The sequence below is a fragment of the Chitinophaga agri genome (assembly GCF_010093065.1).
Lineage (GTDB): Bacteria > Bacteroidota > Bacteroidia > Chitinophagales > Chitinophagaceae > Chitinophaga > Chitinophaga agri.
Genome location: NZ_CP048113.1, coordinates 4,073,526 through 4,087,116, shown reverse-complemented (window position 1 = coordinate 4,087,116; position 13,591 = coordinate 4,073,526). Strand labels below are relative to the sequence as shown.

9 protein-coding genes are annotated in these 13,591 nt (G+C 48.4%); 3 read left to right on the top strand and 6 right to left on the bottom strand.

Annotated elements, in window-relative coordinates; all coding sequences use genetic code 11:
• Positions 1-169 precede the first annotated feature (169 nt).
• From GWR21_RS16185 to GWR21_RS16165, 5 genes are all read right to left on the bottom strand, one after another.
• A complete protein-coding gene (locus GWR21_RS16185) occupies positions 170-709 on the bottom strand; it encodes a hypothetical protein (RefSeq protein WP_162332756.1) in 540 nt (179 codons plus the stop codon).
• A gap of 137 nt (positions 710-846) precedes the next feature.
• Complete coding sequence (locus tag GWR21_RS16180) at positions 847-3,483, bottom strand: sugar-binding domain-containing protein (RefSeq protein ID WP_162332755.1); 2,637 nt, start codon at positions 3,481-3,483, stop codon at positions 847-849.
• A gap of 123 nt (positions 3,484-3,606) precedes the next feature.
• Positions 3,607-4,599 carry a helix-turn-helix domain-containing protein gene (locus GWR21_RS16175; protein ID WP_162332754.1) on the bottom strand — a complete coding sequence of 331 codons (993 nt, stop codon included), beginning with the start codon at positions 4,597-4,599 and terminating at the stop codon, positions 3,607-3,609.
• Positions 4,600-4,610: 11 nt separating this feature from the next.
• Positions 4,611-5,750, bottom strand: coding sequence for a FecR family protein (locus tag GWR21_RS16170; protein ID WP_162332753.1), 1,140 nt, complete (start codon positions 5,748-5,750; stop codon positions 4,611-4,613).
• A gap of 67 nt (positions 5,751-5,817) precedes the next feature.
• Positions 5,818-6,366, bottom strand: coding sequence for an RNA polymerase sigma factor (locus tag GWR21_RS16165; RefSeq protein WP_162332752.1), 549 nt, complete (start codon positions 6,364-6,366; stop codon positions 5,818-5,820).
• 151 nt (positions 6,367-6,517) lie between these two features.
• On the opposite strand from GWR21_RS16165, the gene GWR21_RS16160 reads away from it, so the two are divergent.
• The 3 genes from GWR21_RS16160 to GWR21_RS16150 all read left to right on the top strand — a co-directional run bounded on the left by GWR21_RS16160 (position 6,518) and on the right by GWR21_RS16150 (position 11,358).
• Entirely contained in the window at positions 6,518-9,556 is a 3,039-nt protein-coding gene (locus tag GWR21_RS16160; protein ID WP_162332751.1) for a SusC/RagA family TonB-linked outer membrane protein, read from the top strand.
• A gap of 12 nt (positions 9,557-9,568) precedes the next feature.
• On the top strand, positions 9,569-10,927 hold the full coding sequence (locus tag GWR21_RS16155) for a RagB/SusD family nutrient uptake outer membrane protein (protein ID WP_162332750.1): 1,359 nt from the start codon (positions 9,569-9,571) through the stop codon (positions 10,925-10,927).
• Positions 10,928-11,010: 83 nt separating this feature from the next.
• On the top strand, positions 11,011-11,358 hold the full coding sequence (locus GWR21_RS16150) for a hypothetical protein (RefSeq protein WP_162332749.1): 348 nt from the start codon (positions 11,011-11,013) through the stop codon (positions 11,356-11,358).
• Here GWR21_RS16150 and GWR21_RS16145 read toward each other — a convergent pair.
• Positions 11,352-13,574, bottom strand: coding sequence for an alpha/beta hydrolase family protein (locus tag GWR21_RS16145; protein WP_162332748.1), 2,223 nt, complete (start codon positions 13,572-13,574; stop codon positions 11,352-11,354). The genes GWR21_RS16150 and GWR21_RS16145 overlap by 7 nt on opposite strands.
• Positions 13,575-13,591: the final 17 nt, after the last annotated feature.

Below are 13,591 nucleotides of genomic sequence, written 5' to 3'. Positions count from 1 at the left end.
GGTTTTGATTTCTACACATGAACTGATTACAATATGCCAGCCAGCGCTGGCCAGATGAACAATGCTAAATTGTTGCCGGCTACGTTGATGCATTCCAAGGAAGTAGTTGTCGCACAACAATCGCTAGATTTTATAGAAGCTAAGCTAACGAATTGAAAAAGCAACTAAGTTAATGAGATGTTAACGTGGGCAAAAAATTACTGACAGTTAATTCGGATAAGAGGGTATAAGCGTCTTCCAGTGCGTGCAGGATGGCGCTCGTGTCGTGACCAGGAATTGTGCCGATAGGCAGGATAGTCCTGCGCCCCTGGATGACAGGCTCGTGTTTCGTATATCGGCTGATTATCTGATCTTCATAATGGCTCCAGGAGAGCTGATCGGGTGCTGTCAGGAAGAGGTTGAAGGTGTGCAGCGCTTCTCCTGCCCCTGATGCAAACCCGCCGGTGATCATCATCGCCGGACTAAAATCTTCGTAGACCAGTTCCAGTCCTTCCATGTCCGACCATGCATCGTCGGCTGTGATGCTTATAATGGCCTGTTTCAGCTCCTGTATGCGGTTGCTTTGCGCATGTAGGATGTGTTTGTTATAAGCCTGATACAGCTGGATTAAAGTGTCTATCTGGTCTGCATTGTCATGGAAGAAGCTGGCGATCTTTTCGATAGGTACGGCGTCGAATTTTCTGATCAAGTCGGTATAGTGATGTAGCATAAGACAGGAATGGTTAGTTGGTGTAGAGCTAAGCTAATCAATGAAAAATAAAAAGAAGTTAATATGAGGTTAATGTGAAGCGGCTCATCATGAGATGAGCCGCTGTGGGGTATTTAGGTGTTAAACGGGAGGTCGGTTTATGGCCAGGTTTTTTCGCCTTTTTTCATTTTTTCGAGGGTGTATACAAAACCTTTGTCGCTTGGATCTAATTCAATAGCTTTTTGCTCCCATTCGATGGCTTCTTCCTGTCTACCTAACTTATGGAGCAGATTAGCGTACGTATCTGCCATGTGTGGTTTTTGTTTACCTTGCAGGCTTCGTTTGCTCCAGCTAAGGGCGCGCTTTAGCAAGTTTGTATCTGATACACTTTCAAACATAGTCCATGCTACCGTATTTAGAAGCTCATCATGCTCATCAGCCTCATATTTTGCCATAAGTTCAGTAGTGGCTTTTGCTAGGCTATCTACGTCTTTATTGTTGACATAATAGACCGTTTTGGCAATTAGCAAGATTTCTTCTCCAGGTACCGGATATTTAGACATAATGGCGTATCCAATTCTACTCCAGTTAATGGAATCCTTTGGAAGACGGTCATATGGTTTAATATATTCGTCGTAGATGATGCCTTTCAACTTACCTGTAGCTCTTTTTCTATCCAATACAATGTCAGCTTTCTTCAAATTGTCAAGTAGAATCTTAAAACCTGGATCTTTACTTGTTTTGGTGAATCGATCGATAAATTTCAGATTCCCTAATGTGAGCGGGTCCGACATTGTGTTGATGTAAGCAGCACTCACTTCGGACGCAGCCTTTTCATCCTTCAGACGATTAGCCATGATCGCCAGCTCTCTCAGGAAATCAGGCTCTCTTTTTCCATTTCTGAACTGCTCCAACAGTGATGCATACTGCAAATCTCTGTTCGTCGTATCTGCCAATGTCGCTTTGAATACACCCGGAGCTGCTGCGTAGCTTTCTGCCTGTGGTAGCATCTGACTATGTATCTGTCTTAACTCTTCAGGTGAGATCTTAATCACTTCCCTGTCATAAGTCATCATGCCATTCTCTTCTGTCTCCACGTCAAACGGTTCGGTGTAGATAGAGCCGGATAAACCCTGCTCTTCCAGCGTTTTCAGCTTTTTCACCATGGAGTCATACTTCAGTTTGAAGGCAGATGCGGGCACCTGTATATATCCCCATCCTTCCAGGTCATTCCACTGGTGTTTCCAGGTAGGCACTCTTACACCGCCCCACTCTCCTAATACTCTCGCCTTACCAGGTAATGCATCAGGAATGCCAGGGCCGGGGTAATCGTGAATATCAGTCAGGTCGCTGCTGGCCCATTTCTTTGCTACTTCAGCCGGAGAACCTTTATCATAGTTTTCACCAGAATGGCCATTGACGATACGGGAAGGATCTTCTTTTTTCATCCACTCCGTCAGGCGTTGCTGATCATAGCGTGACCAGCCTTCGTTGAACAGTACCCACAGCACAATGCTTGGTACGTTATACAACTGTGCGATATTCTCTTTATTCTCTTTTTCGAACTGCGCTTTTGCTTCCGGCTTATCCCCTGCACAGGTCACCATGTCCTGCCACACCAGCATACCTGCTTTATCCGCATGGTAGTACCAGCGCGCCGGTTCGATCTTGATGTGCTTACGGATGGTGTTATATCCCATGTTTTTGATAGCCATCACATCAAATGCGAGGGCGGCATCTGTAGGTGCTGTGTGCAGCCCTTCCGGCCAGAAACCCTGGTCCAGGACCCCTAAGTGATAAGTATACTTATTGTTGAGGAACAGTCGTTCGATGCCTTTCTCGTCTTTTTTTACTTCTATCTTACGCATGCCAAAATAGCTGCCGATCGTATCTACCACTTTGCCTTTGTATAGCAGTTTCACATTCAGGTTATACAGATAAGGCTGATCCGGACTCCACAGTTTTGCGTTCGGAACAGGTAACAACAACTGCGTGCCTGGTTTGCCTTTCACTTTTTTACCGTTAGATGCAATCGCCTCCACTGTGTAATCCCCGGATGCACCAGCAGACAATACTTCCAGTTTCAGGTTACCTTTATCTATGTCAGGGGTAATGCGAATGTTTTTAATATAGGCGGCAGGAACCGTTTCCATCCACACAGTTTGCCAGATGCCACTGCTGGCAGTGTACATGATATTGCCAGGATTTAATACCTGCTTGCCATAAGGGTTAATCCCTTTATCAGTTGGGTCAAATACAGCTACCTCCAGTTCATTTACACCATCTTTCAGTGCATCAGTAATATCAAAGGAGAAGTGCTGGTAACCACCGGCATGTCCGCCGATCTCTTTGCCATTTACATACACGCTGGACTCCCAGTCTACAGCACCAAAATGCAGTAACACCCGCTTGCCGCCGGCCACATCTGGTTTAGTGATAGTACGTTTGTACCACAGGCGCTGCGTAGGTAACAATGCTTTCTGTACACCGGATAGTGCCGATTCTATCGGGAATGGTACCAGTATCTGACCGTCAAACGACGCCGGTTTGGCGGCATCTTTTGCCGTAATAGCATATTCCCACAAACCGTTCAGGTTCTGCCATTCGTTCCTCACCATCTGTGGACGAGGGTATTCAGGTAATACGTTTTGCGGATTTACATCCTTCGCCCAGCGGGTCTGGATGCTGACTGGCTTCATCTGCCAGGTAGAATTTTGGGACGTCTGCGCGTAGCTGCTATTGAACAATACACAGGACAATGCAATGGTGGCCACTGCAATATGCATTCTCTTCATGTTAATTGAGGTTTTTGCACATCTACATAACTGTTGGTAAGGCAATGAAGATGTGGGTGCAAGTTGTTATGTTGCACATAAAACCCACCTGTAACATGCGAGGGGCCTATATGTAAACTTTTACTATTCAAAGTTAACTTTGCACTCAAAATACGCCTCCATCGCTTCCACAAGCAAATGCGTATTTGAGAACCCTACCGTCTCAGCTATCATTTCCAGTGACCAGTTGTTTGTGTACAGGGCATTATAGGCCACTATCATGCGCAACATGTGGCTACAATCCTGTATGGTCATCGAAAAGTGCTGCAGGAAGCCTTTTTCCAGCTCTGCCATAGGGATGTTGAACAATAATGACAGCTCCGCTATCGAGCATGGTCTATGTGGATGTTCCACCATGTACCGGAACAGCTGCTGGTATTCGTCCTGATATGCCAGACTGCTGAACAGGAAGGGCTCGTCCGCATGCTTTTCCTGATGGGCGAAGTTTAGCAGAAGCTCAAGGCAGGCGCTGTAGAGAAATGTATGCGCCTGTCTGCCCGTATACTGACAGGTCAGTATCTTCTGAATGATAAAGTCGCACACCGGATTAATATTATGCGGACGCGCATTCAGCGGACCTGTCTGTGCTGGCATCGGGCGGGTTAATAAGTCCCTGAGTTGCGGATACTTCTCCGCCAGTTTAGGCAGGAACTCAGGACGTATGTTGAAGTGAACAGATAGCACCTTGGTATTATCTTCCATCGGAATACGATGCAGCCCCGGATATAAATTAAAGAGATTACACTCCCGCTCTTCTAATCTAAAGGACGCCCTGCCGGGATTTTCTACCTCCAGCGTGTCTTCATACATAAAATGAAGTGTCCACAGGTGGTAAGGCGTATACGGCAACAGTACGATCCTTTCTTTTGAAAAGATGTCATGCAGCCAAAGGGAAAACGGTCCCACATTAATATGCTGGGAAAGGATCTCACATTCCCCGTCTTCGCGGAAATAAAGCCCCGCGTAAGGGATGATCAGTTTATGGTACTCTACAGGCAGGCTGCTGGCAGGTATATAAGACTGTCTGTTCTTTTCAATCAGCAGTAATTTGTTCGCTTTAAATAAAATAGAACGCATGGTGTCAATGTTTACGGGCGGTATAACAAATGCAAAACGCTGTCGCCGTTTTCAAACTGGTAATGAATGTTGTCAATCTTTCTTAGACGCCTGAGTAACTCGGGCAGCGGTTCGGCTTTTTCCAGTCTTGTAGTCAATGTCCTGTTGGCTGTGATATCAGAGTCCAGGATCACCCTTATCCTGTAGTTTCTTTCTATGGTCTTACTCACGGTCTTCACCGGAGTGGCTGTGAACGAATAATACCCATGTTTCCATGATAATGCCGCAGCCGTGTCTATTGCCATCGCAAGCGGACGGGTACCAGGCTGATACTCGGCTGCCTCGCCCGGAGTGAGCTGCAACGTGCCGTCTCTGGTAACCACCTTTACAGCGCCCGATTCCAGTAATACCTGTTCACGGGTATGATCATAGGTATTCACATTAAAAGAGGTCCCTAAGACCTGTACAGTACTGTTGGGTAGTTGCACACTGAAAGGAATACCATCCTGCCTGGCGACCTGCAGGTACGCCTCTCCATTGATCCGGATGGCTCTGTTGCCGTTAAATGTTAGCGGAAACTCCATTCGGGTGGCGGCGTTTAAAGTGACGGCTGTACCATCTGAAAGCTGCACAATGTAGTCCTTGCCCGGTGGAATAATTATGGTAGCGAGCTGGGATTCGGTACCTCCACCGGACCAGGACAGCTTTCCGTCTACTTCCCGGAAAGTTCTCCCACCTGCCTTTAGCTGTTGCTGACCGCTGCCCAGATGAACGATTTCGCCATCGGGCAGCTGCAGTACCACAGTTTTGAGGGCATACAATGGGATATGCGCCGGCGAAACTGGCTGGAACGCCGGAAGCAGTATTTTATAGACAACCGTTATCAGTAGCAGTATCACCGCCACGCTTGTAGTTGTAGTCATCATTATTTTCCGCCGCTTACGTCTCCTCGCCACAGCAATGATCTGTGCCGCCGGGAGTGTATTCGGAAGATCTTCCTGTAAGGATGGTATATCGATACCCGCCAGACGCTCATGTATCGTCTGCCACATGGCTTGTGCATGAGGATCGCTGATCAGGATCTTTTTGAGGGTGATACTATCTTCAGGTGATATGTTGCCCAGTATCTCCTGCAGTATCAGCTGTTCAATGTATTGGGGATCTACCGGCATGATGAACCTATAAAGTGACAAACACACTTATAGTAGTCGCCGGTATAAAAAAAGTACTGGGAGAAATTCAACTTTTTTTCAGATTCCTGCGTAGCACTTTCAGGGCCTCCTGGACATGGTTCTTGGCCGTCTGTACTTTAATGTTCATAATGAAGGCGATCTCTTTCAGGGTCTTTTTCTCGATATAAGACATTTCAAATGCCTTTCTGCAGCTGGGAGTGATCATTGACATCGCTGACCGTATCCGCTTATTCAGCTCCTTTCTTTCCAGTTCAGCGTTATGGGTAACAGATGTATGCAGGTCCGTATAGATCTGATGGCGGTTGCGGATGCCTACTTCTTTCCTCAATACCGTTGCACAATGTTGCCTGATAGCACCGCACAGGTAGATAGGGAGTGTCGTATTGACTTTGACAGTCGTCCGGTGATTCCATAAATAGATCAGCACCTCCTGCACCGCGTCCTGAGCGGCCGCTTTATCCTGCAGGATGACATATGCCTGTGTGTATAACAAACCTGCATGACGGTGATAGAAGACATCAAATGCTGCCTCATTGCCTTCCCTGATCAGTAAAAATAGTTCGTCTTCTGAATGGTTGTGATTCAATAGCTTCATGGCAAAGACTCTATTTTCTTTGTGAGTAAATTTACTCAATCCACCCTGCCGAACAGTTAACTCGTTGTTAAGGGAAAAAGATTCTACGGATGAGTACTTTTTGCGTTTTTTTCCTACTTATCTACCAATAGCCACAACCTTCTCTATGGGGATGCCCAAATCAGCCAGACGCTGTACGCTCTTTATCCTGCTATATACCTGTTGCTGCTTACAGGTCAATGCCCGGCAGGCAGGCAACCGGATCTCGATCACCGGACGGCAGTTATCCCTGCAGTCCATCTTCTCAAAGATCCAGGAGCAAACCGGGTACTACTTCAGCTATAATGCAGATATCGACGTCGCCCAATTGATGGACGTTCACTTCAACAATGAATCGTTGACCATTGTATTGAATACCGTTCTGCTACCCCGTTATGCCTGGGAATTAGACGGGCATTCCATCAACCTGAAAAAAGCATTACCCGGCCCCGCCACTGTTAAACGTTACCCTCCTTTTAACGATACGCCTGCACTTGTTATGGGACGCACACTGGACGAAACGGTTATCATCGCCTATGGTACCACCACCCAGCGGGTCACTACAGCCATTTGCAGCTGGCCGGTCAAAGTACCCACTATCGCCAGACAGGTCACCACCAATCCGCTGCTGACCCTCCAGGGGCGTGTGCCCGGACTGCTGGTTACACAATCCGGCGGCATAGGCGGTTCGGCTGTTAAGGTCCAGCTGCGCGGACGAAACAGTCTTGTCAATGGTACGCAACCCCTCTATGTCATAGATGGTATCCCCTATAATCCTGTCATCACTGGTGGACTGGGCTCTTTCATCTGGGGCGATAAAGCCTCCGCCTTTAACTTTATCAATCCGGATGATGTGGAAAGTATTGACGTCATGAAAGATGCTGATGCCACCGCTATTTATGGTTCCAGGGGGGCTAATGGCGTTATCCTCATTACTACCAGTAAGGGAAAGGCCGGTAAAGCCGTCATCAGGGCCGTCGTGTCTACCAGCCTGTCACACACTGCCCGTAAAGTCAAACTATTAAATACTTCCCAATACCTGGACATGCGTCGCGAAGCTTTCAAGCATGACGGGGTCTCTCCTAATCAAAGAAATGCGCCCGACCTGCTGTTATGGGATCCGCAACGATACACAGACTGGCAGCACGAACTGATCGGTGGTACCGGCCATATTACCAGCACGCAACTTTCTGTTTCCGGTGGCAATGATAATTATCTCTACCGCCTCAGTGGGCACTATAGAAAAGAACACCTGGTATTTCCCGGTTCTTTCGGTAGCACGCGTGGTGGTCTGCACATCAGCATGAGCGGTAAATCAACTGATCAGCGCTTTGAAGCCAATTTCTCCGGCAGCTTCCTGGCCGATAACAGCGATCTGCCCGGGTCGGATTTCACCAGCATGATCATGCTGCCGCCTAATGCACCTCCCGCCTACCTCGACGATGGCAGTCTGAATTATTCCTGGCTAAATCCATATATCGGTCTTATTGGTCCTTCATTTGAAGGTGCCGTAAAGAACGTACTGGCCAACGTCGGACTACAATATCGTATCCTCCCCGGCCTGATACTCAAAACCACCATGGGCTATAACTGGCTGACCGGTCGCTCTGCCGTGCTCTCGCCGCTGGCTATCATTCCTCCGCTTCTCCGGAATGGCCGTAGTGGTTCTTCCCAGCATTATCGTTATGAGGCGATTTCCCGCATTATCGAGCCGCAGGCGACATACAGGCTCACCAAAGGTAGCTGGCAGCTTCACGGCCTCTTAGGAGGCACAATACAGGGGTATCAGGAGATGCGTGAGAGCCTGAATGCGGATGGCTTCGAAGATGATGCCCTGCTACGCAATATCTACTATGCCGATTCTGTATACGGTAAGCTGGAAAGTGGCGCCTACCGGTATGTCGCTTTGTTCGGCCGTTTCGGACTGAATTATCAGAATCGCTATCTGATGAACCTCAGCATCCGCCGTGACGGCAGTAGCCGCTTCGGTCCCAGGAAGCAGTTCGCCAGCTTCGGTGCGATAGGAACGGCCTGGATCTTCTCTGAAGAGCCCTTCATGACGCCATTAAAAAAGGTCATCAGTTTCGGTAAAATACGGGCCAGCTACGGCACTACCGGTAATGATCAGATAGGCGATTATCAATACCTGGGTGAATATAATAAAGCAGATGGCGCCTACCAGGGGGTAACAGGTCTTAAGCCTGTCCGGTTGTTCAATGCCGATTTTGCCTGGGAACTGACCCGTAAGTCTGAGGTAGCCCTCGACCTGGGTTTCCTGCACGACAGACTCCTGTTGTCGGCCAGCTATTACCTCCACCGTTCCTCTAATCAGCTGATCTCCTACCCACTGCCGGATATTACCGGCGCAGGCAGCATTATCGGTAACCTCCCGGCTGTGATCCGGAATAACGGGTTGGAATTGTCCCTGAGCGTCGAACGTATCCAGCACAACAAGCTGATCTGGCGTTCCAGCTTTAATATCTCCTTCGGACACAATAAACTCATTAGTTACCCTGATCCTACTATTCCTGTAGAGGCGGTGAACCCATTTGTAGAAGGACAGGCGTTGTCGCAGCAATATGTCGCTACTGCAATGGGCGTCGATCCGCAAACAGGCACATATCAGTTCGCAGATGCGGAGAACCATCCTGTACCCGCCGCCAAAGCTGTAGAGAACAAGGCCATGGATGTAGCGCCCTTCTGGTATGGTGGCTGGGTGAATAACCTGGACCTTGGCCCGTTCAGTATGGAGATCTTGTTACACTTCGTGCGGCAGAAAGGGGTGAATACCACATTCGATCCTGACTATATGCCCGGTTATCAGCGAAATCAATATGCTGTGGTACAGTCCAGATGGCAACAGCCCGGTGATATCACTGACCGGCAACGGTACACCCAGAATGGTACACTATGGAGCGGCTATAGAAAAGCTATGAAAAGCGACCTGGGATATGAGGATGCTTCCTTCCTCCGCGTCCGGCATGTGGAGGTCAACTGGTCATTTCCCAAAACTACCTTACGCCGTCTGCATTTACAGGAAGGGAAGCTGTATATACAGGGGCAAAATCTGTTCACCATCACACGTTACAAAGGACTGGACCCGGAAACGCAACTACGGGGGACGTTACCGCCCTTACGGGTGTTTACATGCGGATTAAAAATAGCACTCTAAAAATAACCTGGTATGCATTGGAGACTATTACTGCTGATCGTATGCCTGCTACCTGCCAGCTGTCGTAAACTACTGGATCTGGATGCGCCCGGAGACCGGGTGACCAATACTTCCGCCTTTGCTTCAAATGTCAGCGCGGCAGGTGTATTAACAGGACTGTACTATGAAATGAGTGCCGGTGGTACCTTTATGGGCGATCATGGCATCTCCTACCTCTGCGCACTCTCCGCAGATGAATTTATACTCCAACAGGAAGATGAACTGCCCTTATCCATGTATCGTAATGAGGTGCTCACAACCAATGTCCCTTTCTGGCGGGTCATGTACCAGTATATCTACCGGGCGAATGGCGCCATAGAAGGATTAACCGCTTCTACCCGTTTGACACCAGCTATCAGACAACAGTTACTGGGGGAAGCAAAGTTTATCAGGGCGTTCTGTTACTTCTACCTGGTGAATCTCTTCGGAGAAGTACCACTGGTGACATCAACGGATTATAAAGTGAGTGCTGCTATGTACCGCACGCCTGTGCATCAGGTATATAGCCAGATCGTGTATGATCTGCAGGATGCGCAGCAATTATTGCGGGAAGAATACCTGTTGCCAGATATTGTGTCTGTCACCACAGAACGGGTGAGGCCTAACAGGACCGCTGCCACCGCTTTGCTGGCCAGGGTATATTTGTATCTGGAGAACTGGCCCGCGGCTATAGCTGCCGCCACTACTGTAATAGACAACAGGGCGGTGTATGATACTGTTCCTTTGCAACAGGTCTTTTTGAAGAATAGTAAAGAAGCGATCTGGCAATTGCATCCTGTGGATAAAGTGTTCACGGATGACGCCATATTATTCCTCCAGCAGCGGCCGGTGCAGCTCAGCAAAACGTTGATACAGGCCTTTGAACAGGATGATCTGCGGAGGCGGTACTGGCTGTATAGCGCTAGTCTCGCCGTACCGGGTAAGTACCAGTATACCAGTGAGACCGGGCCGGCCAGCGAATACCTGGTCGTGCTCCGGCTGGCAGAGCAATATCTTATCAGGGCCGAAGCGCGTCTGCAAACCGGCGATATTGATGGTGCAAAGGACGACCTGACTGTGATACGCATGCGGGCGGGGTTGTCAGCCGTTCATGCCGGAAGCGCCCATGTACTGATGAAGGCTGTGCAACAGGAACGCCGTGTCGAATTATTCGCTGAATGGGGGCATCGCTGGATGGATCTGAAACGCTGGCATGCCACCGATGAGATCATGCCCGCCGCTGCCATGGCTAAAGGAGGCAGCTGGCAAAGCTATAAAGGCCTGTATCCTGTTCCGCATAGTGAGATGTTGCTGAATGGCCATTTGTCTCAAAATGAGGGGTATCCGGAATGACCCATATCTCCAAAGTCATGCATTACCATCCTAATACTTTTCCATTTTAGTAATACTACCTTTAGCATAAACACTTTTTTGTTATGCAAAAGGCCAGGGTTATTCTCACTCTCATCGTACTCATCACCGTGTTGGGAACGGTGATGTCTTTCAAAGCAGCCAAGCGCCGGCAGCAAAGTAACCTCTTTTATCCAACTACAGGAGATTTCACCTCTAATGGTGCATCCCGTAATCTTACCTATGCGTACCTGGCACCTTACCGGACGTTCCGCACAGACATCTATGAGCTGCCAGTCAATGTAACCCGTCCGCTATACACGGGTACAACACAAACCTGGACTACTATCGGGGGGGCTTTTTATTTCATCACCGTGGTAACCGGGCCTATATGGCCCACACTGGCAGGTATCTATGATGATGCAGGTCAGTGATCTTTCATCCAGTCCGGCATCGGTTGGTCTTTGAGATAGTGATCAAAGAACTGCTGTTGCCGGCGGGTGAAATCTGATCGATCCTCGTCTTTGAATAGCTGATGGCCTTCACCGGTATATTGGAGTAACCATACTCGCTTTTGCAGCCGTCTTAAAGCCGTGAACAGTTCTATGCTCTGGGCAAATGGCACGGCATTGTCATTGTCGTTGTGCATTAGTAGTAGCGGCGTATGTATTTTGTCTGCCTGGATGATCGGAGAATTGTTAAGATATAACCGTGGATGGTCCCATGGTGTTGTTCCCATTTTGTTCTGTCCCTGTTCGTATAAAGGTTGCATTGCCGCTCCTGTGATCTTCCGCACAGCACCATATCCGCTCAGGAAATCCACCGGACCGGCAGATGCCTGTGCTGCTGCGAATAAGGTGGAATGTGTCACGAGATAATTGGTGACATATCCCCCGAAACTATGCCCCTGTAATCCTATTTTCTTTGTATCTACCCAGGAGAATGCTGACAGGTATCTTGCTGCGCGGATGACGGCTTTTGCTGCACTGCTGCCAGGATGCCTTTTCTTTGTTTGTATGTGTGGTACGAACACGATATAGCCATTGCTGACGTACCAGGGAATATTTAAAGCGCCCTCACTTAATGCAGGTGTTAAATACCGGTGCAGGTAGTCTTTACTTTCTTCGTAATAATGGAAGATAACAGGATATTTTTTCTGCGGATCGAAGTCTGCCGGTTTGTAGAGCAATCCGTGTTTCGTCAGTGTCACGTGCATCCAGTTGTATCCATCTTCCGGATGGATAGCCGTCAACGGAGTGAATGTATTGAAATCCGCCGTGAAGGATACATTAGGTGAGTACCCGGCCTGCATAGCGGTAACGAGATAGATGCTGGTATCTCTTGCTTTCACTGGTGGATATTTATCCAGTGGGTAGCGCGGGAAGTAGAAGAGCGCATCATTCATTGTTGCGGGTGTGAATCGTCCCTGGTCCCATTTCCAGTAACCATTTCTTTTCGTTTTTGTGTTGAATGCGGTAGCGATGCCCGGAAAAAGCAGACGAAAGACGAGATGCTGTTTACGCCCATGGGTAAGATTGACAGGGGGGGCTATGTTTCTGGGGTCAACCTTCCAGATGTCGTTGTTAGTATGAATAAATACAGCGCTATCGCCGGTAGCCCATTGTGCTACCCCGATGCCTTGTATGAGCGCGCGGGTGTGTCTGGTGGCCAGCTCATAACAGCAGATGCGGCCTGTTGATGGGTCGTACCATGTCATAAAACGCCCGGTTGGAGATACGGCAGGTTGTAATAATAGTTTGTCTTTATTCGCAGCGATCATTTTTATGTCCCCGCTGTGAGTATCTACCAGGTAAAGGGTGGAAAGGATTTTTTTGTTCCAATAATATTCGGGGTGGTTCAGGGTGTTTTGTGTGATGAGATACCGGCCGCCATCCCACCATACGATCTGCGTGTTGGGTGTGTTGACGGGGAAAGCCTGCTTTGTTGCCAGACGGAGCGCCTGTGTGACTGGCATATGTGGCGGCTTTTGCAGATAGTAGTCGCTGTAGTGCCAGATGCGTAGTTTAGGAGAAGCGGTTGTATGAGGCACTGGTTCCTTATAGAGTAAATAGTTGCCGTCCCGGGAGAATTGTAGTCCACCGGCGCAGTTGGTAGATAGTAATTGCGTGCTATCTATACCGGATGTGTAATGTCGGAGATGATTATTTGCTGTGAACGCGAGTTGTTTTCCATCGAAAACTACTTGTTGCACAGGCCCTTTCCAGATGTTTTTTGTCTGATAATTGTTAAGGTCCTGCCAGATCAGCGAGTCAGTATATTGTGTAATGAGCTGATGGTTGTTGAGTTGGTAGTATTGTACACCGGTCAGGTAGTGGATACTATCGTTGATGACAAGCACCAGGCTATCGCCCGGTAACTGACAACTGAAATATTTATCAGAAAAATTAGCGTTAAAGCCGCGTGGAAATGCATAATGTATATTATTCCTGATGCCGCTGTATATTAGCGTGTCGCCTGTTGCCGGTGCACCGTACTGAAACCAGCAGTATTGTCCGTCATCCCGGATGCCATAATGCGGAGACAGGGATGTCCAGGTGCGCCAGGAGTCATTATCAATTCTCTTTTTTTGTGACCAGGCAGTTAACTGACAGCAACAAAGTAGCAGTAGTATTCTGAAAAAGGTTAACAACGAAAGGGTTTTTGTAA

Excerpts from the sequence above, each read along its gene's own strand:
- GWR21_RS16180 (WP_162332755.1), bottom strand. The coding sequence starts at position 3,483 with ATGAAGAGAATGCATATTGCAGTGGCCACCATTGCATTGTCCTGTGTA.
- GWR21_RS16155 (WP_162332750.1), top strand. The coding sequence starts at position 9,569 with ATGCATTGGAGACTATTACTGCTGATCGTATGCCTGCTACCTGCCAGC.
- GWR21_RS16185 (WP_162332756.1), bottom strand. The coding sequence starts at position 709 with ATGCTACATCACTATACCGACTTGATCAGAAAATTCGACGCCGTACCT.
- GWR21_RS16150 (WP_162332749.1), top strand. The coding sequence starts at position 11,011 with ATGCAAAAGGCCAGGGTTATTCTCACTCTCATCGTACTCATCACCGTG.
- GWR21_RS16170 (WP_162332753.1), bottom strand. The coding sequence starts at position 5,750 with ATGCCGGTAGATCCCCAATACATTGAACAGCTGATACTGCAGGAGATA.
- GWR21_RS16175 (WP_162332754.1), bottom strand. The coding sequence starts at position 4,599 with ATGCGTTCTATTTTATTTAAAGCGAACAAATTACTGCTGATTGAAAAG.
- GWR21_RS16160 (WP_162332751.1), top strand. The coding sequence starts at position 6,518 with ATGCCCAAATCAGCCAGACGCTGTACGCTCTTTATCCTGCTATATACC.
- GWR21_RS16165 (WP_162332752.1), bottom strand. The coding sequence starts at position 6,366 with ATGAAGCTATTGAATCACAACCATTCAGAAGACGAACTATTTTTACTG.